The following is a 25,879-nucleotide window of genomic DNA, read 5'->3' as shown; positions in this document are numbered from 1 at the left end:
GGGAAGAATATAGTAGCTCATCATGTATACCGTCCGAATCCTCGACTACAAACCGGCCCATCAACCGGTGTTTCGCGCCCTTAACGAAGAGTGGATAACGCAGTATTTCGTCATGGAAGCGCCCGATTATCAGATGCTTGATGAGCCACAGCGCTATATACTGGCGCCCGGAGGCGCTATTCTCATGGCCGAGCACGAGGGCCAGCTGGTTGGTACGTGTGCGCTGCTCAACGAAGGCCACGGTATATTCGAGTTGGCCAAGATGGCCGTATCGCCGGCTGCGCAAGGTCTCGGTATAGGTTATGCGTTGGGGCAGGCTGCTATCCAGAAAGCTCGTCAGTTGGGTGCTCACCATCTCGAACTGCTTTCAAATTCGCGCCTAATGTCTGCGCTGGCCTTGTACCGCAAGCTGGGCTTCCGCAACGTGCCCGTCCCAACTAGCCCCTACCAGCGAACTGACGTGAAGATGGCGCTCGATTTGTAACGGTGAGCAACTTATAGTGCCAACATGCGCTTCGCTCACAATGAGACGTTTAGTATGTTTTTTCCTGACAGAAAGGCTCTTGTCTGGCTTATGCAAATGGGTCAATCCAGGCAATAAGAATAGCTAGTGCGCCGGCCGCAGCAATAATGCCCCACACGAGCCCACCACCCAACGCCAACCCAATAAGTCCGATAGGCACCGCCAAGAAGCCTAGTATTCCGAATACGGTTGTACCTAAGCCTACTTCTGTTGGCTTGCGTGATACCTCCGCTTTGTGTTGCACGGCTTGTGTAGCAGGTCGATTTAGCTTTGCGCCTGTCTGTACTCTAACCAAACTTTGCGCAACTGCCAAGCGCAAAGCCTGCCGTAGCTGACGAGGCTTGATTCGCTGGCGCCGTTGTGAGACCATAGCTTTTGGTGGCACCGTTGCCGCTTCTGGTTCTACCACAGCTACCTCTTCTGCTTCCGCCTTAGCAGGTGGAGTGGTTAACGAAGGTGCCGCCGGCCGGAAAAGATAAGCTGGTTGAGTGCTGCTACAACTAGCCGTAAAAGCCAACACGAGCAAAGCAGCAGACAAGCGCCGAAAAGGCCGCACGCGGCGGGCAGAAGTGAAACAGATGTGCATAAGCAAAGCCAGATTCCAAGCAATATACGCCGCTTGACTTAGGCATATACGGCAGAGGTGCCCACAATGCCACGCTTCACCTAATTTCATGGGCTAGCGCCCACTTGCCGACCCAAACCAGCGCCGGTAAATCGGGCGACGCCAAGCGAATTGCGCCCACATCACGGGGTATAAAAGCCGGTCGAGTAAGCCAAGTCCCGTACGGAATTCAATGTCCTCTACTATGTAGCAGCCGCCACCCGGTGCAGGCTGCATCAGGTGCCGGTGCTGCCAATAGCGGAGTGGTGCCGGCAACACTTGGCCTTTGTCCACGAAATAATGCGTGCCATCGGGCATAGTGCCATCCTCCGTAATGAGCGAAGTCCAGCGCCGCCGCAATGGTCCTGCGCCGAGCTCGATATGCACTTGGTCGCCGCGGTGGCATCCATCAAAACGCAGTAGGCGGAATGGAGGGAACGGCGGGGCCAAGGCCAGAAATAGCTCTTGTGTGAAACCAGCAGAAACTTGAGCGGGTGAAGCGGCTACGTGCGTGCGAAGGTAGAGTTGCATACATAGCAGTACCCTCAAGCGAGAAGCTTGGTTGAGATTATTACAAATAATATAACAGATTGATGCACAGAATAGGGCTGAAAGGGAGAGCATTGAAACGTACTTTCGCGTGTCAGCTCCCTTGCCTTAGGCTGCACCCAATAGTCTGCTTCATGAAAAATTGTAAAGTAGGGGTTATACAAGCCACACCGGCGCTTTTCGATATAAAGAAATGCGTGGACATAGTTATTGATTGGATTCAGCGAGGCGCTGAGGCTGGCTGCGAGTTGCTGCTCTTCCCGGAGTCGTTTATTCCCTGCTACCCGCGGGGGCTAACCTTTGAAGCCATTGTCGGGCGGCGCACTGATAAAGGCCGCGCCATGTGGCTGGATTACTGGCAAAACAGCGTAGAGGTAGACTCACCAGAACTGGCGCGTATTCAGCAAGCTATCCGGCAAGCGGGCCTATTCGTGGCCTTGAGCATCACCGAAAGAGAGCCAATTGGAGGGACCCTCTATTGTACCCTGTTGTATTTTGGCAAAGACGGAGCCCTGCTAGGCAAGCACCGCAAACTTAAACCCACCGGGCTAGAGCGCTATATCTGGGGTGAAAGCGACGGAAGCACCCTCGTAACTTTTGCCACCGAATTAGGCCGGATTGGCGGGCTTATCTGTTGGGAAAACTACATGCCCTTAGCCCGCACAGCGCTTTACCAAAAAGGCATCGAAATATACCTGGCACCCACCGCCGACGCTCGTGATTCGTGGCAAGCCACCATGCAGCACATTGCTTTGGAAGGCCGCTGCTTTGTGCTGGCCAGCAACCAGTTCGTGCGCAAAAGCGACTACCCCGAACGTTATCAAGGGGATTTGCAAGACGAACCCGACATCATGAGCCGCGGCGGCAGCGTTATTATCTCCCCAATGGGCGAAATCCTGGCGGGTCCGTTGTGGGACCAAGAAGGCTTGCTAACTGCTGAAGTCGATGCCTCGGTGCTCGCTAAAAGCAAGCTGGATTTCGACTGCGTAGGACACTACTCCCGCAACGATGTATTCCAGTTAACCGTGGTAAACCAGCCGCCAACACAGTCCACTACATCCTAGTCCTAGCAATAGGCGCTGATTAGTGTTAAGCTAGTCAGCGCCTGGTACCATTATCCTAGCAGCTCCTCAATATCCTCCTTCGTGAGGCTTTTGATGATGGCCTCGTCGGTGGTTATTAGGTCCGTGACGAGCTGAATCTTCTTGTGCTGCAAAGCCAGGATTTTCTCTTCGACGGTGCCTTTGGTGATGAACTTGTAGGTGAATACCGTGCGCTCCTGCCCGATGCGGTGGGCACGATCGACGGCTTGGGCTTCCACGGCGGGGTTCCACCACGGGTCGAGGATGAACACGTAGTCGGCGGCGGTGAGGTTGAGGCCGACCCCACCAGCTTTCAGCGAAATAAGAAACACGCGCAGGTCCTCGGTTTCCTGGAAACGCGTTACCACTTTGTGCCGGTCGCGGGTGTTGCCGTCGAGGTAAGCGTACTCGATTTGCCGCTCGTCCAACGAAGCCCGCACAATATCCAAGTGCTTCACGAACTGACTGAACACAAGCACCTTGTGGCCTTCCGAAACCACGCTCTTGATCATGCGAATCACCTCGCGCAGCTTGCCCGACTCGTGCGCATATTCCTCGTCGGCCATGCGGGGGTGGTTGGCAATCTGGCGGAGCTTGGTCAGGCCCTGCAGCAGCATAAACTGCGTGCTAGCCGTGCCGTGCTCCTCGATGTTCTGCAGAATCTTGTTGCGGTAATAGCTCTTGGTTTCCTCATAGCAGTGCTGCTGCTCCTCGGTCATGGGGCAGTAGCTGAGGTGCTCGATTTTGTCGGGCAACTCGCGGGCTACCTGAGCCTTGTGGCGGCGTAGAATAAAGGGCTTGATAAGCGCGTGGAGCTTGCGCGTTTTGCCTTCATCTTTGCCCTTCTCGATGGGCTTCAGAAATTCCTTGCGGAAGAACGCCTGCGTCCCCAACAGCCCGGGATTAATGAACGACATCTGCGACCACAAATCCATCGTGCTGTTCTCGACGGGTGTACCGGTCAGGATGAGGCGGTAGCGCGAGTGCAACCCCCGCACCGCGTGCGAAGTGGTAGAACTTGGGTTTTTGATGGCCTGCGACTCATCCAGAATCACGTAATCGAACTTGTAGGTCTTCAGCAGCTCGGCGTCCAGGCGCACGATACCGTAGCTGGTCAGCACCACGTCATAATCGGCAAACTGCTCAACGTTTTTGTCGCGGTAGGTGCCGGTGTACGTGAGGATGCGCAGTGTGGGCGTGAACTTCTGTGCTTCGCTCAACCAGTTGTACACCAGTGAAGTAGGCATGGCCAGCAACGAAGCTGCACCGCCTGCTTCGCCGCTTTCCTTGCGTTGGAGCAGCAAGGCCAGCGTCTGAATGGTTTTGCCGAGGCCCATGTCGTCGGCGAGGCAGCCACCAAAGTGGTAGTCCTTCACGAAGTGCAACCAGTTGTAGCCAGCCTTCTGATAGGGCCGCAGCTCACCCCGGAAGCCCATGGGCATCGGCTGATCTTCCACGGTTTCGAAGCCGCGCAGCTTCTCCAGCTTGCGGCTGATGACCACCGTAGCTAGGTTGCCGTTTTGCAGGTCTGATACAAGGGCCAAGTGGTGCTTGCGCAGCGTGAGGGTATGCTCGTGCTCTTCGGCAAAAGCAAACAGCTCTAGGTACTGCGTAAACCACTCCTCCGGAATGATGGCTATCTGGCCGTTGGGCAACCGGTACTCGTGGCGGCGCTGCAAAATGTAGGGCCGCAGCTTGATAAACGGTATTTCAAAGTCGCCGAACCGCACGGTGCCGCGCACATCAAACCAGTCGTTGGCTTCCGATATACCTACCTCTACGCTCACGGCGCCTATGAAGTAGTCTTTGCCCGAAGTGCTGCCTTGCTGCACCGTGAAGCCGAGGCGAGCCAACTCGTCGGAGTTGTGGTGCAGCCAACGGAAAGCAGTGGCTTTTTCGAGCACGGCCCGGCCGTTGCGCACCTCTAAGGCGCGGTCGGCCAGCTCCCGGATGATTTCCTGCTCCCGGTCGAGGTTGCGCACCAACCGGTGAAAAATGTAGTTGTCTTCTTTCTTCTCTAGCTGCACCCACACGCGCTTGTCGTGGCCGTTGTGCACGGTGTAGTTGCCGTAGCGGAAGGAGAGGTCGAAGTGAATATGATCGGAGGGGGCAGCCACGCCGGCTACAGCCATGTGGCTGTCGGAGCTGGTGGAGCGGGGGCGGCCGGGACCCGCCGTGGGGCGCCGCCGCTCTTCTTCCGCCACGATGGTAGCCGTGGGCACGTCCGAAAACGTGAGGTGCGGTAAGGCCACATGGCGCTCCGAACGAATATCAAAGCCACGAGCGTGTACATCAAACGACTCGACCAGCGGTGCTACGAAACGCTGGAAATAGCTGTCTTCTACCTGCCGCGGAATGACGATAAACTTCTTATTCAGGAACGGGCGCAGCTTCTTGCCGTCCACTTCGTGCCGGAAGTAATATAGTACATCGTTGAGCAGCAGCCAAGCGGGATGCTCACAGACGATGACGGCATTTTTGTACTGGAAATCAAGCTTTTGCCCCTGATACTGAATAGTGGGGAAATAGTGCGTATTGTCGTCGTTGCGCCGGAAGTGAAACAAGATGGATGCAGCTTCCTTGGCAAGCCCGATTTCGTGCCAAGTCGGCTCACCGTCCTTACCCATGATGAAAACTAGCTTGCCCGTTAGCCGCGCCAGAACCTGCCCCATGCGTTCTTGCACATAGCGGCAAATCTCATCTTGTAACGGTTTGTCGCCCTTGTCCGGATCAAATACTTTCAAGAAGAAATCGGCGGGGTAGTCTTCTTAGTTGAAAATTCCTTGATAACGGCGTCCTGCTGAATCTGATCAGTTAAGGCAATCAACTCGAAATCAATCGGGTCAAGTCCGTCAGCAAACTCAGGGGCATTCTTGCTAGAAACCGTCTGGTGCTGAAGCGTAAGCTGGCCCTTGGCGTTGCGCTGGACTACGTAAGATTCAAATAGATAACCTAGATACTCGTGCTCTAGCAGCGAATAAACAATCTGGAAAGGCTGAGAAGTAGAAACCTTCATAAAGATGAGTATCTAACAAATTGAAGCTTTAAAAGTAATTACAGAGGTTAAATATTGCGGATTAACGCAAAAAATAAAATTAAATATGAAAATAGTTACATTGTCAAATAGACAAAACAGGTAAAGTATTAGCTAAAAACCCATTGCGGGGTCTAAACTACCGTTTTTGCCTAAGAAATGTTATAAATTCTCGCGTACGTCTATTTTAGCCGCGTTCAGCGCTGGCCGAATAGAAACCGTGAGCGTGATGAAGATGATGGCCAGTCCGGTAAGAGCGATGTCCGAGAACTGCATCTTCACCGGGTATGAATCTACCACGCTGGTAGCCATGCCCATACTCACGATGTGGAAGGTCTGCTGAGCCCAACAAATACCCACTCCGAGCGCCAGACCCGTAACGGCTCCCACCAAGGCGACAATAGCGCCCTCAAGCAGGAATATGCGCCGAATATTGAGCGGCGTTGCACCCATCGCTAGCAAAATGGCGACGTCCTTGCGCTTGTCGATAACCAGCATCGAGAGCGAGAAGAAGATGTTGAGCGAAGCAATGAGCAAGATGAAGGCGAATGTGATGAACACGAACATCTTCTCCACCTTGATGGCTTTCAGCAAACTCACGTGTTGTTCATCGGAGTCCAGGACGCGGAACTGGCTGCCAAGTTGCTTTTTAACCAGCGCCTTTACTTCCTGAATATCGTGCTCATCGCCTACGCCTAGTTCCAAGGCGGTACGCCGGTTGCCGTATTGTAGCAGGCTCTGGGCAAAGTCGAGGGGCACAAAGATATAGCTGTCGTCCATGTGCTGCTCGATCAGGAAAACGCCACCAGCCAAGATACTTTGCTCGGTGAAAGCGTTTTCCGGATTCATCGACAGCGTCTTCTTGCCCGTGTTGCGCGGATAGAGGAGGTGCAACGGGGCCAAGCGGTTGTTGAGGGCAATGCTCAACTCATGCTGCACGCCGGCTCCCAACAGTGCGTACGGCTCGTCGCCGCCGCGCAGCAGCCGGTGGTCGCCCTCCACAATAGCCGAATCGATGCGGCTTTGGGTGTAATAGTTTTCCGAAACCCCCTTCATCTTCACCACCATCTGGCGGTCGTGGTACTGAAGCAGGGCATTGTCTTCGATAACTTCGGTAAGCAAACCGACGCCTTGAATGCGCCGCAAGTCATCGAGCATTTTGGTATTGACGGGAAACGACTTGCCTTGCACAGCCGTCACCAGTAAATCAGGATCCGACTTGCCGTAGAGCGTGCGCACTAGGTCTTCGAGCCCATTGAATACCGATAGCACAATGACCAGCGCCATGGTTCCGACCGCCACCCCAATCATGGAGATGTTGGAAATGATGCTGATAATATTGCGCTTCTTCTTCGAGAGAAAATAACGCCGGGCAATGAGCAAGGGAACGTCCATGCGGGGCGTACGGGGTGGAGCTTAAGAAATTAGAATAGATGAAACTGTTTAGCTAGCGCGACGCATAAACTCTTCGAGGCGGCGCAAACGTTCCTCGTGGTCGTTAAGTACTACGTTTTTCAACTCCCGCAAGTCCGTTTTGATTTCTCGCAACTCCGAAAGCAGAATAGCATCCGTTTCCTCCTGCCGGCTATTAAACTGTTCTTGCCGGCTATTGAAAGCCAATTGATTACGGTTAAACTGCTGCTGCTCTTCATAGATGAGCTGCATCTGATCCAACATCTGATTCTGTACAGTTACCACCGTCTCCAGTACGTTGGTATTGCGTTCCAAAGCATCTGAAAACAACACTATCTGCTGTGCCTGTTGCGCCGATTGGGTGGTAAGATGCTGAAGAATTTGCGTGAGTTCAGACGGATCAGCCATGAGGGAGGAGGAGCGAGTTGGAGCCCGAAGATACGCTGCCGAGCGCAAAAGGTCTATTTCCAAGCCTTCACGATGAGGCCGGTACCGGAGTCGTGCTTGGTGTTGGCGTCCATCCAGTTGAGGAGCAAGCAGAACGGGAAGGTGATGAGATAGTAGAACGGCAACAGCACGAAAAACCACTTCGAGTAGCCAAGCATCAGAATAGGATACTTCATGCTCAGGCGCCACGATATCTGGCCGGGCTCGCCGTAACTGTACTGAGCCTCAATCCGCTCGAAGCCGGCCGTGCGCAGTTTCTGCTGTATCTCGTGGATGTTGTAGCCGTCGCGCACGTGCTCTTCAATGAAGCTGGTTTCGTCGTCGGAATGCACGTCGGAACCGCCTTGGTCGGAGGGGGTAGAGATGAGCAGCATACCGCCGTCTTTGAGGGAGGCGTGCACGTTGCGAAACACTTCCACGTCTTCCAGAATGTGCTCCATCACGTCCACGGCCAACGCCATATCGAAGGTGTTGGGCTCTTGATACAGCACCAAATCCTGCACCGCAAATTGCACGTTGGTCCGCCCGATCTGGCGGAAGAACTTGTTGGAGTCGGCAATCTGCTCGTCTTTCACATCAACGGCCAGAATGTGCCACTTCGCACTCATACTCGACAGCCAGTAGGTGTATTGCCCGTAGCCGGATCCGGCATCCAGAATGTTAAGCGCCTCGGTGGTGCGGCCTTTGGCCCACTGACGGAGTTCCCGGTGCACGTGCCAAGTACGCAGCAGCAGCAAATCGAGCAGATGATAGAACAAGCGCCGCAGCAGTGGGGTGCGGTTGAAAACCTCGCCCAAAGAGCGTTTTATCGGATCGTAATGCAAGGGAATGAGAATTTGTGAATTGGCGAAGTGGTGAGAAGCGAGAAGAATGTGAATTTGACGCGCTGATAAAAGCCAAATTCACAACCTCTCACAACTTGCCTCTTCACTCACTATCGTCGGTGAAGAGTTTAGGGCGTTTGGGCGCTTCGGCGTCGGGCTGGTCGTCGGCCTCGGGTTCGGCGGCCGGAATATCGAGCTGGCTCAGCACTTGGTCCATTTTGGCAGCGTACGCAGCAGAATCGTCGAGGAAGAACACCAGGTTCGGCACGATGCGCAACTGTTGGCGAATGCGCTTGGCCAGTGCCTGCCGAATCTCTTTGTGGTTGTCTTCCACCAAATCCAGCATCTCTTGGCCGCTGCCTTCGCGCGCCAACAACTGGCTCAAATAAACACGGGCCACGCCTAAGTCGGGGGAGACGCGCACACCTACGATACCCGGTGCGAGGCCCGGAAATAAGTGGGGCAGGTCGCGCTGAAACACGGTGGCCAGCTCTTGCTGCAACAAGCTGGATACTTTTTGCTGTCGTTTACTTTCCATAAGAAATGCAAAGGTAGGTGATTAGGTGACAGATTTTTGGGTGAGCGAAAAGCAGGAGTTAGACAAGAAGCAAATTCGGATGGTTCAGGTACTTACCCTCTGTGAAAACTTCCTTGGCTTACTGCACCTCAGCGAAGGAGCTTACAGGAATGCGGAGTTGCTATCATACGCACACTACAAGAGATGAACGTAGCTTTACTGCCAAACTTTCTGGTATCCTGTGGGCAGTTTTCCTTTACAGCTACTTCCTCCTTCACTCGTCATTTCTCACTTAACTAGTGCTTCAGTTTTTTAAAAGTCCGTTGCCTACTCGCTTGGTGGTGCTGCTCCTGCTGGTGCTAGCGGTGCGGCTGCCGTTGGTGTGGTGGGGCGTGCCGCTAACCATGGCCGAGCTCCGCGCCATGCTCATCGGCGAACGGCTACACGCCGGCGGCCTGCTCTACCGCGACCTGTACGATGCCACGGCGCCGCTGTCGGCTGCCTTGTTTGCCGCCCTCGACGTGGTGGCTTCCCGACCGTTGTGGCTCTACCGGATTTTGGCCTTGGGGCTGCTGCTTATTCAGGCGCTACGCCTAAACTTCGTGCTTAACCGCGCCGATGTGCACCCCGAGCGCGGCTACCTCGCGGCGCTTACGTATTTGGTGCTAGCCAGCGTCACGACAGACCTCGATACGTTGTCGCCGCTCCTGATTGGGCACACGTTCATCATTCTCGGCTTTAGTGCCTTACTGCCTACTTCCCGTGAGGGCTATGACAACCGTCGCCTGTTTCGGGCCGGGTTTCTGATTGGAGCGGCGGCGCTATGCTACCTCCCGCTGGCGCTGTTTCTGCTAGTGGGCTTGTTTGCTGTTATTGTCTTCGCGGCCAACTCGTTTCGGAGCTTTCTGCTGCTGCTCTGCGGCTTCGGGTTTCCGTATGCAGTGGTGGCTACGTTCTTCCTCTACAACGATGCGCTGCCCTTTTTTCGGCAGTTTCATTTGCGGCCTTCACTCAGTGGCCTCGTCATGGGGGCCGATGGCTTGCCGCTGCCGTTGCAATGGCGCCTGTTGATCTTACCTGGGGTCGTGCTGTTGCTAGGGCTGGCCCGTTCCTTCACTACCTCGCTCGGATTGGTGTTCCAGGTGAAGTTCCAGCAGTTGATGCTCGTCTGGCTGCTGGTGGCCATCCTGATGATGGCGGCGGGCCGCGGCACAGCGCCGGGTACATTCGGGTTGATCTTACCGCCGCTCACCTATTTCAGCTACTTCTTGTGGCAGAAGTCCCCGCGGGCTTGGGTGGTTGATGTGCTGTTTCTGGTGCTGCTTGGTTGCGTAGTAGGGTTGCGCTACCGCGAACTGCTGCAATTGGAAAGTATTCTGCGTTTCCCCGCCGAAACTCGGTATGCCGTGCAGCCCAACCCCAAATACGCCAACCTACGGGGGCAGCGGCTATTGGTACTCGGTGCCGATTTGCGCCCGTATCTCACCAACTCCATTGGCTCGCCCTACCTCGACTGGCGCCTCGCCCAAGCCGACTTCGGCCATCTCAGCCAATATGCCGCAGTCTACCGCCTAGCGCGCAACCTAGAAGCCGCGCCGCCCACTGTCCTCATCGACCAAACCAACCGCCTGGCGGAGTTGCAATACAAGGTGCCCGCCATCTTCGGCCGCTACCAGCCCACCAATACCCGCGGGTCTATCAGTTGAAGTGAGGCAGCGTACTAGGTGCGATAGATAAAGTAAACCCCGTCCGTTATCCTAAGCTAACCTAGGATAACGGACGGGGTTTTGAATTGCAACTCGCAGTTCTCCAGAAGCTTAGTACCCTATACTTATCCGTCAATTTTGCTCACGCGGGTTTGGTGGCGTCCGCCTTCAAAAGCGGTTGTCAGAAACTGGTTGGCAATGATGCGGGCGTTTTCCTCACTGATGAAGCGGGCAGGCACGCATAAGATGTTGGCGTCGTTGTGCTGACGGGCCAGCGAAGCCAACTCCGGTTCCCAAGCAATAGCCGCCCGGACACCGCGGTGCTTGTTGGCCGTGATGCACACGCCGTTGGCAGAGCCGCACACCAGAATGCCCCGTTCCAGTTCGCCACTGGTAATGGCTTCGGCCAGCGGGTGCACAAAGTCGGGATAGTCTACCGAGGCTGGAGAGTGAGTGCCGAAGTCACGGACTTCGTAGCCATTATCGCGCAGCCATTGGGCTAGCATCTGCTTGTATTCGAAGCCGGCGTGGTCGGAGCCTAGAGCAATGGTGTCCATAGGGAGGAAGTGAGGAAAGTGAAGAAAACTCGTTGAGTGAGGCACTACAAAAATGTGGGGAATGCGAGAATCGAGCAGGGCACGAGCCCCATCTTTTCTGACATTCCCCACATTCATTGGGCGGAATCTGTGTTCATCTAGCTCACGCCGCCGTTTTGAGCGAGTCGGTCGTTGAGCATTTTGGTGCGGTTGCGGGTCACGACGCGGGCAATGTTGATGCTTAGCTCGTAGAGCAGCACAATCGGAATCGTGACGATGATCTGCGCGGAAATGTCAGGAGGCGTGATGATGGCCGCAATAACGAGGATGACCACAATAGCGTGCTTGCGGTACAGGCGCATGATTTCGGGTGTAATCAACCCGGCTTTAGCCAAGAAGAACACAATCATTGGCAACTCGAACACGAAAGCACACGACAAACTCATGGTTGTGAGCGTGCTGATGTAGCTCTGCAGGTCGATCTGATTTTCAATCGTGGAGTCGAGCTGGTAGGATGCCAGGAAGTTGATGCTGAGGGGGGCGGCAATGAAGTACCCGAACAGCAACCCGATGATAAACAAGATCGACACAAAGAACACAGCCCCGCGCGAGTTGGCTTGCTCGTGCGGGTAAAGGCCCGGCTTTACGAAGCGCCAGATTTCCCAAAACGTGTAGGGAAACGCCAACGCCAGCCCCACCACAAACGAGGAGCTGATGTGCATGGTAAGCTGCCCGCTCATCTGGCGGTTCTGCAAATCGAAGGTTGGCTCCCCGATGCACAAGCTTTCGGCGTGAATCCACTGGCCGAAGCGACAGAAGGCCCGATAGGTCCAGAAGTCGCCGCGCGACGGCCCCAGAATCAGGTCGTGAAATAGGAAATCCTTGGCTAGGAAAGCAGCCGTAGTAAACACCACAATGGCAATAGCCGAGCGGATGATATGCCACCGCAGGGCCTCCAAGTGGTCAATGAAAGACATTTCCTGCTGTTGCCCCATCACAGGGTGCCCGGAAGAGGAATGTTGTTGATCCACGGGGGAAAGGTAACGGAGTAGCGAAGTAACTGAGCAAGCCGAAAAGCAAAGCGTATTGCACAAACGAAATCCGAGGCTCCTAAGATGTAGTAAGCCTCGGTTTGGTGTGAATACTCAGTTATTCCGCTACTCAGGTACTCGATATTATGCGAAGAGAGGAAACTGCTGCATCCACTCGTTCACCTGGCCGCGCACGCGCAGCAGGTAAGCATCGTCGTCATTATGCATTAGTACGTCATCAATCAGGTCGACGATACGGGCCATGTCGGTTTCGCGCAGGCCACGGGTGGTAACGGCTGCCGAACCGATGCGCATGCCGCTGGTCACGAAGGGCGACTTGTCGTCGAAGGGCACCATGTTTTTGTTGATGGTGATGTCGGCCTTGATGAGCGTGTTTTCGGCCAGCTTACCACTGAGGCCTTTGCTGCGCAAGTCAATCAGCATGAGGTGGTTGTCGGTGCCGCCCGAAATGATTTGGTAGCCCCGGTCGGTGAAGCCCTTGGCCAGCGCTTGGGCGTTACGAATCACTTGCTGAGTGTATTCGGTATAGGAGTCGCTCAGTGCTTCGCCGAACGCCACGGCCTTCGCGCCGATAACGTGCTCTAAGGGGCCGCCTTGGGTGCCAGGGAATACGCCAGAGTCCAGCAAAGCCGACATCATGCGCAGTTCGCCTTTCGGCGTCTTTAAGCCAAACGGATTCTCGAAGTCTTTGCCTAACATGATGAGGCCGCCACGGGGGCCGCGCAACGTCTTGTGCGTGGTCGTCGTGACGATGTGGCAATAGTCGAACGGGTTGTTGAGCAAGCCTTTGGCAATCAAGCCGCTAGGGTGCGAAATATCAGCTAGCAGCAGAGCGCCTACCTCGTCGGCGGCTTCGCGCAGCGCCTGGTAGTTCCAGTCGCGGGAGTAGGCCGAGGCACCGCAGATAATGAGCTTGGGCTGTTCGCGACGAGCAGTTTCTTTCACCTTTTCCCAATCGATGAGGCCGGTTTCGGGCTCCACACCATAGAAAGTTGGCTTGTAAAGTTTGCCCGAGAAGTTGACGGGAGAGCCGTGGGTGAGGTGGCCGCCGTGGCTCAAGTCGAAGCCGAGAATTTTGTCGCCGGGGTTGAGGACAGCCAGCATGACGGCGGCGTTGGCTTGTGCACCGGAGTGGGGCTGCACGTTCACCCATTCCACGCCAAACAATTCTTTGGCCCGGTCGATGGCCAATTGCTCGATTTGATCAACGATTTCGCAGCCGCCGTAGTAGCGCTTGCCAGGCAGGCCCTCGGCGTACTTATTGGTTAGGATGGAGCCCTGTGCCCGCATCACCTGCTCCGAAACATAGTTCTCAGAAGCAATTAGTTCAATACCATGGGTTTGCCGCTCTTTTTCGCGCTGAATCAGGTTGAAGATGGCGGTGTCTTGGGTCAGGGTTGGGGCTTGCGTTTCCATAAGTTCAAAGGTACACCCACCGCCCGGAACTGCCAAGCTGCGAGGCAATCGGTAAAAGAAGTACGTGCGGTGGCTTCCACGTTGAGGCGCACACCACTTAACGCAGCAAGAAGCGAGAGGCACGAAGACGATTTGCTCGGCGGGCTCCGCTGGGAAATGTTACAAGATTTTGTTGTCTGTTGATGGTGTAACCCACCGGCCACGTGTGCTTTAAGCGTTACGCTCACACCGATGCAGCTTATGCGCAATGGTACGGCGCGCTGAAAATCGATGGATACAATGCATAGCAAGCTCTGCGGCAGTGTGATGTAAGTGAGCAGATGCCGAACGGCGAGCAATAACACTAACTTTTTTCAGCCTTTTGTTTCCGGTTGAACCCTATTACCTTGGCAATGTCCTATCGATGCGCAGCCGCACAGAATACTGTAGTAGTTGATACAGCCATCTTGACTGTAAGGTAATTGGCTGAATGTGAGCGGGTAGGACCTGCTTTTTCATCGTCGTGCTGCTGTAGAGCACAGAGTATATGCTGGTTTCGTCTGCCGCCGGGGCGAGACCAGCCTGCGTGCCCTGTTCCATCTTTCTTCCCACCACAACTCGTACCCGTATGAAAAAGCTTACTCTGCTTTCTATTCTGGTTTTGCTGCTGAGCGCCTGGCTGTTGCCCTTAGGCAGCTTGGCCCAAGGCAGCATTCCGTTTACCATAGCCAACAACTCGCCCTACGCCGACAACACGCTGTACGTGGCTATTGTGGGCCTAAACCCTGCGGGGCAGCACGTCTGGATAGACCCGCGCACCAGCCAAGTGCTCCCCATGAATTCGTCGTACAACACGGTGCTCGGGCCCACCTACAATGGCAATACCGGGCCGGGGCAGAATTCGCGCTACGCAAGCTGCTTTTTCCGGCTGAGCGACATACCGAATAAGACGTTCACCTTGCCCTACATTGCCGGTTGCCGGGTATTCATTGCGCAGGGGCAGCAACTGTACTTCTATTTCTACGGCTCGACGGGGGCACCCTCGGGCTATGCGGCGCCCAATGCGCAAAATCCGAGTGACCCCAACCGCGGCATTTTGTACGAATTCATTGAGCTGACCAACAATCAGTTCGGTTTCTTCGGCAACACCACCCGCGTGGATTCCTACAAGTACCCGATGGGCCTGGAGCTGTTCGGCAATGGCTACCAGAAGCGCACTGGCGAGTTGAAGTCGCACGCCGAGATTGTGGCGGCTTACAAAGCCAACGTGCCCACTGAGTTTCAGGGTACGGTGAACAACACCACCGGTGAAATCACCTTCCCTTCCAAAACGGCCGCTTTCTACGATGGTACCAACGGCACCACGCCCGGCCCCTATGGCAACTACTTCGGCTCGTACATCGACGCTATTTGGAGCAAGTACGTGAACGAGGATTTGATTTTCTTCGCCGGCAACGCAGGCGTGTTCAAGGGGCGCATCAGCAACGGGCGGCTCACCGTGGTGGGGCAGTCGGGGGCCTTTACGGGCCGTACGGGAGTGGTGGCTCGAAAGCCAACCACCCAAGAAGCTTTCGAGGGCAAAGGCGTGCTCGACAACCGCGTAGGCGACGGAGACTGCGACCTAGTGGTACAGGCCCAACTAACGGCCGCCATCAACCGCCACGTAGTGAACACCACAACGCCCAACCCCGGCCAGCAGAACTGGTACGATGCCAGCCGCTACTACCAAACCGCGCCCATGAACTACTATGCGCGCTTCTGGCACCTGCCCGGCATCAGCGTCGATCAGTTGAGCTACGGCTTTGCGTACGACGATGTAAACGACCAATCTGCCACCCTACAAACCCCGCAGCCAACCCGGGTGGTGGCCACCTTTGGCGGCTACGCGGGCACGGCCCCGAGCGGCGGCGTGGCGACCACCTACAAAGATTGCAACTACACCGGCACCGCCGTGGCGCTGCCCGTAGGCGACTACACACTAGGGCAGTTGCAGAGCCGCGGCATCCTGGACAACGATATTTCTTCGCTCCGGGTGAACAGCGGCTACCAGGTAGTGCTTTATGAAAACGACAACTTCACTGGCGCCTCCCTTACCGTAGGCAGCGCCGGCAATAGCTGCCTGGTCAACAACCCGCTCGGGACCGGCAACTGGAACGATAAGGCTACTTCGGTGCGGGTGCAAACGGCTTCCGCGGCCTTTAGCCGGCAACTGGAAGCCGAGGTCGCCAACGTGAACAACGGCATGACGGTGGAAGCTTGCGCCGAAGGTGGCCAGAACATGGGTTTCGTTGACCAAGGCGACTACTTGGTGTGGAACGGCATCAACTTCCCCACCTCGGGCACCTATACCATTGAGTACCGTGTAGCCAGTGGCGCTGCGGGCGGTACCGTGTCGGCCGACCTAAACGGGGGCACCATTCAGCTAGGAAATACCACGATTCCCGGCACTGGTGGCTGGCAGAACTGGACAACCGTATCCCGGACCGTCACCGTCAATGCCGGTACCTACAACTTCGGCATCTATGCCCAAACTGGCGGGTGGAATATCAATTGGGTACGCATCACCAAAAGCAGCAGTGCCCGCACGGCCCTGGCTACCAAAACCTCCGATGTCGCTACTGCCGACGTTCAGCTCTATCCTAACCCCGTGGTCGACCAGCTGCACCTGAGTAGTTCGGAGCTAAAGCTTGCCGGTAGCCGCTACCGCATCCTCGATACGCGCGGCCGTGTGGTGAGCAGCGGCGCTTTCGACCAGGGTACGGCCACGGTTGGTGCGTTGCCCGCTGGCTTGTACTTGCTGGAAGTCAGCACCAAAGACCAGCAAACTGTTGTCCGCCGCTTCCAGAAATAAACAAACTTAGCTCGCGCGAAAAGCAGGCTGCTCACAGGTTGGGCAGCCTGCTTTTTTGTGGAGAAGCTACTCTGGCGTAGTCAACAAAATTTTTTGCGTTCCTATATGGAATCGGCAGGGCAGGAGCATCAGACAGGTATCTGCTTCACCAAACCCTGCCTGTTATGAAAAAGTATTTGCTCCTGCCGCTGCTGGTTGCCACTGGTAGTATCGTTTTCGGTTGTGCTCCGGTTGCCGAGGCCCAACGCAACACCACCAAGTCAGCCCGGTCAGCCGCCGTAGCCGACACTTTAACTATCCGCGGCCGCATAACCGATGTTAGCACAGGGCAGGGCCTACCTGGCGTGGCAGTTGTTGCCAAAAACACAAACACGGGCACTTCCACCAACCAAGACGGCACTTACTCGTTGCTGTTGCCGAAGGGCTGCCGCGTGGTGGTCGTGAGCTTTGTAGGGTATGATACGCGGGAAGTGAAAGTAGGAAGCCGCCGCACAATAAATGTGGCGCTTACCCCTAGCGTACACCAGTTGAATGAGGTAGTGATATCGGGCACCGCGCCAACACTCGAAGACAAGGTGGTATCTGGCAGCGTTTCCAGCATACAAGGCACGCCCAACCAAAAAGCGGAAGCTGTTAAATCGAAGATAGCGGGAGTACGAATCCGCGGCGCAAACTCGATACCGGGTCAGCCTTACTTCCCCGCGCCACCGCGCCCGGTGCCCGGTACAGGCGAGTCCTATGCGCACGTGAAGGAAGATGGATTTCATAACGCGCAGAAAGACCCACTTAGCACCTTTAGCATTGATGTCGATGCGGCGAGTTATACCAATGTGCGCCGGTTTCTGAATCAGGGCCAACTCCCACCCGCTGATGCCGTGCGCATCGAAGAAATGCTGAACTACTTCCACTACGACTACCCGCAACCCACTGGCCCGGAGCCGTTTTCGGTAACAACCGAGCTAGCCGCTTGCCCCTGGAACCCAGCGCATCAGTTGGTGCACGTGGGGTTGCAAGGCAAACAGGTCGCCATAGATAAGCTGCCGCCCGCCAATCTGGTATTCCTCGTAGACGTGTCGGGGTCCATGGAAGGAGAAGATCGGCTGCCGCTGGTGCAAGCCGGGTTACGGCTGCTCGTGAAGGAGTTGCGGCCCCAAGACAAGGTAGCCTTGGTGGTGTATGCTGGAGCGGCTGGCCTCGTGCTGCCGCCCACGCCCGGCAACAAACGCGCCGACATCCTACGGGCTATTGATAACCTTCGGGCGGGTGGCTCTACGGCTGGCGGGGCCGGATTGCGCTTGGCTTACCAAGTGGCCCGCGAAAACTTCAATAAAAACGGCAACAACCGCGTGGTACTCGCCACCGACGGCGACTTCAACGTGGGCGAGCAAAGCGACGATGCCATGGAACACCTGATCGTGCAGGAGCGGGAATCAGGCGTGTTCCTGACGGTGCTTGGCGTGGGGCAAGGCAATTACCAAGACAAGAAAATGGAACTGCTCGCCGACAAAGGCAACGGCAACTACGCCTACCTCGACAACCTCGACGAGGCCCGGCGGGTACTGGTGCGGCAGTTCGGCGGTACGCTCTTCACGCTGGCCAAAGACGTGAAGCTGCAAGTGGAATTCAACCCCGCCCGGGTGCGCGAATACCGCCTCATCGGCTACGAAAACCGCACCCTAGCCGCTGAAGACTTCAACAACGACCGCAAAGACGCCGGCGAAATGGGCGCGGGCCACACCGTCACGGCGCTCTACGAAGTGGTGCCCGTCGGTGCCCCCGCTACCGTTGATAAACTCAAGTACCAAGCCAGTACCAGCTCCGATAAGCTTGCGCCAACTTCCGCAGACGTCATGACCGTGAAGTTGCGTTATAAAGAGCCGTTGGGCAGCACGAGCCGGTTATTTGAGCGCACGTTGCGCGGACCAGTCACACCATTGGAACGGGCTTCCGAAAACATACGTTTCGCTACTGCTGTTGCTCAATTTGGAATGCTACTACGGGAGTCAACGTACAGAGGCACTGCTACTTTCGAGAGTACAGCTCAGCTGGCGAATGGAGCAAGGGGAAAAGATGTGGAGGGGTATCGCGCAGAGTTGGTGCGTTTAATTAAAATTGCGGACGGGTTGCAACCAGCACTGAACGGCTACGGCTCCCGGTAAAAATCAGAAATAAAGTATTGGGTCAGGCTGGGACTTTCACTCACCTATTGCGGCGGGAGTTCCGGTTGGTTGCAGACTACCGGTTGCATATTGCCCGTGCTACCCGGCCTGGCCTTTGGTATTATAGAAAAAGGCCCTACCAGTTTTGGTGGGGCCTTTTCTCTTTTCAGCAGCTCGCAACAGCGTACTGCATACTAAGTTTGAATCAATCCGCTGTGCAATGCAGCGCTATGCCTTCCTTAAAACGAGTAGTTCAGCGACGCTTTGATTACGCGGTTCTGCGCGTCGAAGCGGTTGTTTTTGTCGAGGGATGAGAGGCCGTAGTCGTAGCCGGCGCTGAAGCCGATGCCGCTGGTGGACTGATAGCCGATGCCGCCAACTATGCCGAAATCGACGGGGCGAAACTGGTCTTTGATGTCGAAGTCTTGCTTGTAGGCCGAGATGCCGAGGGCGCTGGCTTCTACGCGGGCGTTGTTACTTACCAGGAAGGAAGCTTGCGGGCCAGCGAAGATGTAGAAGCCAGGTGTGATGTAGGCTTTGGCCAGCACGGGCACATCAATATATGCCATGCGGGAGGTGGCCGTCACGCGGGCGTTCAGGAAATCAAGTTTCTCGAAGGGGACGGTGCCCACCAGTTTCGTGCCTTTTTCGGAGTAGCTGATGCCGGGTTCGATGGCGAAGCTTGGGCCTAGCGGCAACGTGGCGTAGAAGCCCACATGGAAGCCGGGCTTCATTTCCTTGGTCACGGCGCCGCTGGAAAAGTCGGCTACGTCCATTACGTTTTGCACTGCGTCGCCCGACCAGTCGGATACGTTTACGCCGGCCCGAATACCGAACTGCGGACCTAGGGCAGAACTCGTTGATTTAGGAGAGTATACCGAGCGGGCCTGCGCTTTGCCCGTGTATTTGCCGGTATAGGCAGGCACACGGTGGGGCTGAATCTGCGCCTGGGCGGAGATGGTGAAAGCGGAAAACAAAAGGGTAGCCGCGGCCAGGCGGCCGAAAAGTCGCTTCGTATTCATAGCAGGAAGATTGAGGATTGTGAACCGGAGGTGCGTTGCGCGTCGCAGAAAAGCCGGTGTTGCAAACTGTAATTACAAAACCGTGCCAATTCCCGCGAAGCCTTGCCAAGAGCCAGGCTACAAGCCTCCAAAAGCGGAAGAGAGCTACTATATAGATAAGGCAAGGCACAAAGCTTGCGGCATTCACGCTACGTGCAGAAACTAACTTCAGTACGTAAGCGCAACGGCTATAAGAAAGTAAGCAGTTGGCGCGCAGACGCTATGCCGCATGTGAAGTCTCTGTGAAAAGTGCAGGCTGGTCCTGACAAAACGATAACACCATCGTCTTACAGCCATAATATTGGCTTTACACCAAGCAGGAACCTTTGCGGCTTCATTCTAGCCTGCTGCTATGCGCAAAGATTTTCCTCTCTTTTCCACTGTTTGTTCAGTTGCTTTGCTGAGCGCCAGCTCTGGCTTCAGCCAGTCTACCGATGCTTCCATTGCGGGGCGGGTAGTCGATGAAAAAGGCGTTACCCTGCCGGGCGTAACGATTGTGGTGCGCAACGAAGCCACTGGCTTTCAGACCGCCACGGTTACCAACGCGGAAGGGCGCTACTTTCTGCGGCAGTTGCCGCTGGGCAAGCCGTACACCGTGCGGGCCAGCTATATCGGCTCAACCAACCAAGTCAAAAACGAGTTGGCGCTGAACCTCGGCGACCAGCTAGCTGTGGATTTTACGATGCAGCCCTCCACCGTAGGCTTGCAGGAAGTGGTGGTGCGCGGCAACGCCCTCAACAGCCGCATCGACCGCCTCGGTAGCAGCACGGCCATCACCGACCAAACTATTCGGCAGATTCCGACGCTCAACCGCAGCTTCACCAACTTGGCTTCGCTGGCGCCTACCTCCAATGGGGGCAGCGTGGGTGGCCAGCTCCCGTCATCGACCAACTACCTGATTGATGGGGTCAGTGCCCGTAACAACCTCACGTCGGGGGCAGTAGGCAACGGGCCGTACTCTCTTTCGTTGGAAGCTATCCGCGAATTCGAGGTGGCGACTAACGTGTACGACGTGACGCAGGGCCGGCAAGGCGGCGGGACTATCAGCGCCGTTACCAAGTCGGGCACCAACACCTTCACCGGCTCGATCTTCGACTATTACCGCGCCGATTTCTTGGCCAGTCCCTACGACATCCGGGGCAACCGCCGCACCCAAAACTTCACTACCAACCAGTACGGCTTCAGCCTCGGCGGCCCCATCATCAAAGACAAGCTGCACTTCTTCACGGCCTTGGACCGGCAAGATCAGTCGGCGCCGTTTTTCATTGCCGATATCAAGTCGGATGCCGATGCCAATGCGCTAGGTATCAGTGCCGGAGCGCTGGATACAGTCCTGACCATTGCCCGCAACAAGTATGGCCTGAGCAACGCCCGGCAAACCGGCGAGTTTGGGCGCAAGACGTTGGCTAACACGTTCTTTGCGCGCCTCGACTGGCAGATCAACGAGAAGAACCGCCTGACGCTGCGCAACAACTACAGCGACTGGAACAACCCCAATAGCACCGACGACAACTCGTCTATCAACCTGTATGAGGTGTACGGCAACTTCAAGTCGCGCGAAAACAGCACGTTGGCATCGTTGCGCACGCAGTTCAGCCCCGATCTGCTCAACGAGCTGAAGGTGCAGTACCAAACGGTGAAGCGCGACTACACGCCCAACGACCAGTTGCCGGCCGCCAACATTCCGCGGGCCATTGTAACGGTCCGCTCGCGCCTGCCCAACGGGCGGCAGGGGAGCACGTCGGTGCAACTCGGGGGCCAGCGTTTCACGCCCGAAAACAACCTGGAAAACCAGATTCAGCTCGTCAATACTACCTACCTGACCAAGGGCCGCTACAACTTCACCTTCGGCACCGACAACACGCTGACCTACCTAGATACCTACATTTCCAGCGAGCAAAACGGGCGTTTTGTGTTCAATAGCGTACAGGAATTCAACGACTTAAATCCGACTCGCTACGCTCGGGAAGTGCCCCTGCAAGGCATACCGTCGGTGCAGCAGTATGTGTTGAATACGTCGTTGTTTGGGCAGGCGCAGTACAACCCGCTGCCCCATGTGGAAGCCATTGTGGGCTTGCGTTGGGACATGACCAGCTACCTGACGGCCGGCGCCTACAACCCCGTGGTACAAGAGGCGCTAGGCTTGCGCACCGACAACAACCCCACCGACTGGAACAACATCCAGCCCCGGGTGCAGCTGACGTGGGACGTGAAAGGTGAACGGAAAAGCATTGTGCGTTTGGGCGGCGGCATTTTCTCGGCCAATCCCGTCAATTACGCCCAAGTCAACAACATTCAGAACAGCGGCACCAAGGTAGCCTCCATCGACGTGACGCGGCCATCGTCGGGTGAGAACCCCGTGCCCCGCCCCGACTTCCCCGCCTACCGCGCCGACCCATCTACAGCTCCAGGCTTGCTGCCCGGCGTGCCGTACGTGTCGACCATCAACTTGAACAGCAAGGACTTGCAGGTGCCGAATGTGTACAAAGCCAACCTGAGCGTGAACCGCATCGTGAGCAGCTGGCTGCGTGTGGGCGTCAACTTCCTGTATTCCTATACCCGCGACAACTACGTGTACCTGGACCGCAACCTCGTGGACCAGCCCTACTTCACGCTCGACAACGAAGCCAACCGGGGCGTGTTCGTGCCGGCCAATTCCATCACGGCGGCGGGCATCACCAACAACGTGCTTGGGCGCAAAACGCAGGCCGTGGGCCGTACGCTGGAGTTCACCAACGGCGCCAAAGTCCGGCAGGCGGCTCTGATAGTGGATGCCGAGCTGCGTTACTTCCGCGACGGATATTTCAACACCAGCTACACCCTCAACGACACCCGCGACAATACGTCCTACAACGGCAACGTGGCCAACACGTCCACCTTCCGGCCGGTGAAGTCGGACCCGCGCAGCCTAAGCGAAATCAACTATTCCGACAACCAGTTCCGGCACAAAGTAGTGTTCTTCGGCAGCTCGCCCACCGTGAAAGGGTTTGCGCTGAGCGCCCGCTTCACCGGCCTTGGGGGCAGCCGTTACTCACTGCTCGTGGATGCTGATATCAACGGCGACTTTGTGGGCGGCCCTGGCACCGACAACGACCTCGCCTTCGTTTTCGACCCCAACAGCCCGGAAACCAATCCGGCTGTGGCCGCCTCCATGCAGAAGGTGCTCGACAACCCCGACAACCGCGCCAAAGACTACATTCGGCGCAGCCTCGGCGGTATTGCCGACCGCAACGGGGGCGTCAACCCATTCTCGGGCACGTTTGATGTGCGCCTGCAAAAGACCTTCAAGACTTTCAAAAACCAGGGCCTCACCTTTAGCGTCGATGCCTTCAACTTCACCAACCTGCTCAACAAGGATTGGGGTGTGAACTACAACCTCGGCAACCAGAACCTGCTAACGGTCAGTGGCTTCAACCAAACTACGCGGCGTTACACGTACCGCGTGAACGAAAACGTGGGCACCACCAACCAAAACGGTACGCCCTACCAGCTCCAGCTAGGCGCCCGCTATTCTTTCTAGCGCGGCCTGATGTAGCAAGTTGAATGGGTGAAAGCTCGGCCAGCTTCTTGCGCGGCGGCAGCCCAACGGCTTGCAACTGCGCGCCTTCCAAAGTACCTCTTGTCACCTTTCTCTTTCTGTTTAGATGAAGTCATTTCTCGCGACTGTAGGCCTGAGTTTCGGCCTGGCAATCACCTCGCTCGGTCAAGCGGCCAAGCATGTAGTTCTCATTAGCATCGACGGGTTCCGACCCGATTTCTACCGGGAAGCGAAGTGGCCGGCGCCCAATTTGCAGCGCATGGCCGCGCAGGGCACCTCGGCCGACGGCGTGCGGGGCGTATTCCCGAGCGTGACGTATCCGTCGCACACCACACTCATTACGGGTGTGACCCCCCTGCAACACGGCATTTATTACAACTCGCCCTTCGAGCCTGATGGTGCCACCGGGCGCTGGTATTGGGAGGAAAACCTGATTAAGACTGAGACGCTGTGGGACGCTGTGCACAAAGCTGGCCTCAAGTCGGCTTCCGTGATGTGGCCCGTATCGGTGGGCGCCCCCATCGACTACAACGTGCCCGAATATTGGTCGCTCGACAAGAATGTGGACCGTTTCACGCCGGTGCGTCAGCAAACCATGCCCAAGGGTTTGATGGAAGAAATTGAAACCAACGCCACCGGCAAGCTCACGGCCCGCGACATGAGCAGCGACTACGTCAGCGGCGACGAAAACGGCAGCCGCATTGCCGCCTACCTGATGTCGACCTACAAGCCCGCGCTACTCACGCTGCACGTATTCGGGGTAGACCACGCCGAGCACCAAGACGGCCGCGACGGGGAGCACGTGCGCCGGGCGCTAGCCACCGCCGATTGGGTGGTGGGCAACATCGTGGAGTCCCTCACCAAAGCCGGTATCGAAAAGGAAACGGCCGTGATTGTAACCGGTGACCATGGTTTCGTGGACATCACCACCACGCTGGCCCCGAACGTGTGGCTGGCACAGAACGGCCTGTACGGTGCCAACAAAGGCGACTGGAAAGCCCAATTTCACACCTCCGGTGCCGCCGCTTTCCTGATGTTGAAAACCAAGAACGACAAGAAGACGCTGGAGCAAGTGCGCCGCCTGCTGGCCGCCGCGCCCGCCGAGCAGCGCAAGCTGTTCCGGGTGGTAGAGCGCGCCGAACTAGACCAGATTGGTGCCGACCCGAACGTGGCGCTGGCGCTGGCTCCGGTACCGGGTGTTTCGATGAACAGTAGCCGGGAAGGCGAAGTAGTGCGGCCAGGCAAAGGCGGCACCCACGGTTTCTTCCCCGATTTCGCTCAAATTCAAACGGGCTTCATTGGCTTCGGTCCTGGCTTTACGGCCGGCCAGGTTGTGCCCCAAATGGCGCTGCAAGATGTAGCCCCCATCACGGCCCGGTTGCTCGGTCTGCCGTTTACTGGAGGCTCTCAAAGCCCCGTGCCCGCGCAAGTGGTAAAGCGGTAGACGGCCAGCCTTAGGTGAATTTACGTGCTACCTATCCTTACTGAATCATATTGTTTGTGTAGTGCAAGAGGCTGAAACGACAAACGGACCGCAATTTTTGCGGTCCGTTTGTCGTTTCTAGTCCTTTGCTTTTATAACCTAGCTTACATTTTTTTCTTGGAGCTGGTTTTTGAGCCAGATGGAGTCGTGGTGGCCAAGCGCCGTTCTATATCTTCTACCATATACAGCGCGTCGCTCTTCATTTGTGGGTCGTCGGTGAAATAGCGAGCGGCTGCGCGGGCTTCCTCGCCGGCCTTGGCTAGCTGCTTGAGTTCGTTGTAGCAATAAGCCAAGTGGAAATGAGTCCACGCATAGCTCGGGCGCAGTTTAATAGCCCGTTTGAAAGGCGTGACGCTCTCCGCAAACCGATTCCGTAACATGTGCACGTAGCCGAGCGCATAGTAGGACGTGAAGTCGCCGAGGCCGTGGGCATTGGCCGTGGTGTAGTTGCGCGATACCAGCGCCATCAGCGTTTTAGGCGACTTCTCGGCTTCGGCACAATCGCACTGCAACACTTGGTAGTAGTAGTCGCCTAGGGCCCGGCTTATCTTATAGTTGGTGGGGTACTGCTTTTTCAAGCTCAGCAGCGTGCGCTCTATTGGGAAGCTGTAGGGTATGGCGGCACGGCTGTAGCGGACCCGCAAAGAATCAAGCCGTTCCAAGGGCTCTAAGTCGCGGAAGCCGAACGCCTCGTACTCGCGGCTGCGCAGGTTATAGTTGATTGCCAACTCCATTTTCTTGAGCACCACCGCTGGTCGGCGGTGCTTGGGGTCGAAGCGGTTGAGCACCTTATAGGCCGATTCGTACTTGCGGTCCAGCATCAACTGCGACGCCCTTTCCAGCACGTCGGCTTCGGCCGTGGCCTTGGGTTGCGTTGTCGCAGGCTTGGTTTGCGCGGGAGCAGATTTCGTTTTGGGAGCAGCGGATTTAGCTGCGGCCGCCGGCTTGGTGGGCTTGGCGTCGGGTTGATTTTGGGCGGTACAGGGCCACGCCAAACTCAGGGGCAAAAGCAAGAGAAAGAGGAGACGGTGTTGCATAGGTGGCAGTGTATACGAAACTCGGGGCGGTACCAGTTAACAAAATGAAGAAGGTAAAACGTTGATTT

The 25,879-nt window shown here is 56.3% G+C and carries 18 protein-coding genes and 1 pseudogene; 7 read left to right on the top strand and 12 right to left on the bottom strand.

Going from position 1 to position 25,879, the window contains the following annotated elements; genetic code table 11:
* The first annotated feature begins 22 nt into the window (after positions 1-22).
* Complete coding sequence (locus tag MUN86_RS22770) at positions 23-484, top strand: GNAT family N-acetyltransferase (RefSeq protein ID WP_245120254.1); 462 nt, start codon at positions 23-25, stop codon at positions 482-484.
* 88 nt (positions 485-572) lie between these two features.
* Here the strand turns inward: MUN86_RS22770 and MUN86_RS22765 are convergent, their stop codons facing one another.
* Both MUN86_RS22765 and MUN86_RS22760 read right to left on the bottom strand, forming a co-directional pair.
* Entirely contained in the window at positions 573-1,109 is a 537-nt protein-coding gene (locus MUN86_RS22765) for a hypothetical protein (RefSeq protein ID WP_245120253.1), read from the bottom strand.
* A gap of 93 nt (positions 1,110-1,202) precedes the next feature.
* The gene (locus tag MUN86_RS22760) at positions 1,203-1,658 is read right to left on the bottom strand and encodes an SRPBCC family protein (RefSeq protein WP_245120252.1); all 456 of its coding nucleotides are present in this window, start codon (positions 1,656-1,658) and stop codon (positions 1,203-1,205) included.
* A gap of 152 nt (positions 1,659-1,810) precedes the next feature.
* Between MUN86_RS22760 and MUN86_RS22755 the strand changes: the two genes are divergently transcribed.
* Positions 1,811-2,740: a carbon-nitrogen hydrolase family protein gene (locus MUN86_RS22755; RefSeq protein ID WP_245120251.1), complete on the top strand. Its 930-nt coding sequence runs from the start codon at positions 1,811-1,813 to the stop codon at positions 2,738-2,740.
* Between the two features lie 50 nt (positions 2,741-2,790).
* On the opposite strand, the pseudogene MUN86_RS22750 reads toward MUN86_RS22755, so the two are convergent.
* From MUN86_RS22750 to MUN86_RS22730, 5 genes and pseudogenes are all read right to left on the bottom strand, one after another.
* Positions 2,791-5,774: pseudogene (locus MUN86_RS22750) on the bottom strand (DEAD/DEAH box helicase).
* A 180-nt stretch (positions 5,775-5,954) separates the two neighbouring features.
* Complete coding sequence (locus MUN86_RS22745) at positions 5,955-7,187, bottom strand: FtsX-like permease family protein (protein WP_245120250.1); 1,233 nt, start codon at positions 7,185-7,187, stop codon at positions 5,955-5,957.
* A 48-nt stretch (positions 7,188-7,235) separates the two neighbouring features.
* Positions 7,236-7,613, bottom strand: a complete 378-nt coding sequence (locus MUN86_RS22740) for a hypothetical protein (RefSeq protein ID WP_245120249.1) — start codon at positions 7,611-7,613, stop codon at positions 7,236-7,238.
* 53 nt (positions 7,614-7,666) lie between these two features.
* Positions 7,667-8,476 (bottom strand): class I SAM-dependent methyltransferase, encoded by an 810-nt coding sequence (locus MUN86_RS22735; protein WP_245120248.1) that lies wholly within the window; start codon positions 8,474-8,476, stop codon positions 7,667-7,669.
* A 103-nt stretch (positions 8,477-8,579) separates the two neighbouring features.
* Positions 8,580-9,014 (bottom strand): ribosome-binding factor A, encoded by a 435-nt coding sequence (locus tag MUN86_RS22730; RefSeq protein ID WP_245120247.1) that lies wholly within the window; start codon positions 9,012-9,014, stop codon positions 8,580-8,582.
* Between the two features lie 278 nt (positions 9,015-9,292).
* Here MUN86_RS22730 and MUN86_RS22725 point away from each other — a divergent pair, with 278 nt between their 5' ends.
* Positions 9,293-10,699 carry a hypothetical protein gene (locus MUN86_RS22725; RefSeq protein ID WP_245120246.1) on the top strand — a complete coding sequence of 469 codons (1,407 nt, stop codon included), beginning with the start codon at positions 9,293-9,295 and terminating at the stop codon, positions 10,697-10,699.
* Between the two features lie 125 nt (positions 10,700-10,824).
* On the opposite strand, the gene rpiB is transcribed toward MUN86_RS22725, so the two are convergent.
* The 3 genes from rpiB to glyA form a co-directional block, all read right to left on the bottom strand.
* The gene (gene rpiB / locus MUN86_RS22720) at positions 10,825-11,256 is read right to left on the bottom strand and encodes a ribose 5-phosphate isomerase B (RefSeq protein WP_245120245.1); all 432 of its coding nucleotides are present in this window, start codon (positions 11,254-11,256) and stop codon (positions 10,825-10,827) included.
* Between the two features lie 137 nt (positions 11,257-11,393).
* Positions 11,394-12,266 carry a twin-arginine translocase subunit TatC gene (gene tatC, locus MUN86_RS22715; RefSeq protein WP_311181753.1) on the bottom strand — a complete coding sequence of 291 codons (873 nt, stop codon included), beginning with the start codon at positions 12,264-12,266 and terminating at the stop codon, positions 11,394-11,396.
* Positions 12,267-12,410: 144 nt separating this feature from the next.
* Positions 12,411-13,703, bottom strand: coding sequence for a serine hydroxymethyltransferase (gene glyA / locus MUN86_RS22710; protein ID WP_245120244.1), 1,293 nt, complete (start codon positions 13,701-13,703; stop codon positions 12,411-12,413).
* Positions 13,704-14,310: 607 nt separating this feature from the next.
* On the opposite strand from glyA, the gene MUN86_RS22705 reads away from it, so the two are divergent.
* Both MUN86_RS22705 and MUN86_RS22700 read left to right on the top strand, forming a co-directional pair.
* Entirely contained in the window at positions 14,311-16,533 is a 2,223-nt protein-coding gene (locus MUN86_RS22705; RefSeq protein ID WP_245120243.1) for a beta-1,3-glucanase family protein, read from the top strand.
* Positions 16,534-16,697: 164 nt separating this feature from the next.
* Positions 16,698-18,692: a vWA domain-containing protein gene (locus tag MUN86_RS22700; RefSeq protein WP_245120242.1), complete on the top strand. Its 1,995-nt coding sequence runs from the start codon at positions 16,698-16,700 to the stop codon at positions 18,690-18,692.
* A 239-nt stretch (positions 18,693-18,931) separates the two neighbouring features.
* Here the strand turns inward: MUN86_RS22700 and MUN86_RS22695 are convergent, their stop codons facing one another.
* Positions 18,932-19,714, bottom strand: a complete 783-nt coding sequence (locus MUN86_RS22695; protein ID WP_245120241.1) for a porin family protein — start codon at positions 19,712-19,714, stop codon at positions 18,932-18,934.
* A 391-nt stretch (positions 19,715-20,105) separates the two neighbouring features.
* Between MUN86_RS22695 and MUN86_RS22690 the strand changes: the two genes are divergently transcribed.
* Entirely contained in the window at positions 20,106-23,273 is a 3,168-nt protein-coding gene (locus tag MUN86_RS22690; RefSeq protein ID WP_245120240.1) for a TonB-dependent receptor, read from the top strand.
* A 124-nt stretch (positions 23,274-23,397) separates the two neighbouring features.
* Positions 23,398-24,735, top strand: coding sequence for an alkaline phosphatase family protein (locus MUN86_RS22685; RefSeq protein ID WP_245120239.1), 1,338 nt, complete (start codon positions 23,398-23,400; stop codon positions 24,733-24,735).
* A gap of 143 nt (positions 24,736-24,878) precedes the next feature.
* Here MUN86_RS22685 and MUN86_RS22680 read toward each other — a convergent pair whose 3' ends face one another.
* Positions 24,879-25,811, bottom strand: a complete 933-nt coding sequence (locus tag MUN86_RS22680) for a tetratricopeptide repeat protein (RefSeq protein WP_245120238.1) — start codon at positions 25,809-25,811, stop codon at positions 24,879-24,881.
* Positions 25,812-25,879 lie beyond the last annotated feature (68 nt).

Source organism: Hymenobacter volaticus, assembly GCF_022921055.1.
Lineage (GTDB): Bacteria > Bacteroidota > Bacteroidia > Cytophagales > Hymenobacteraceae > Hymenobacter > Hymenobacter volaticus.
The sequence above is the reverse complement of the archived record's forward strand: the minus strand, read 5'-3'. Positions and strand labels throughout refer to the sequence as shown.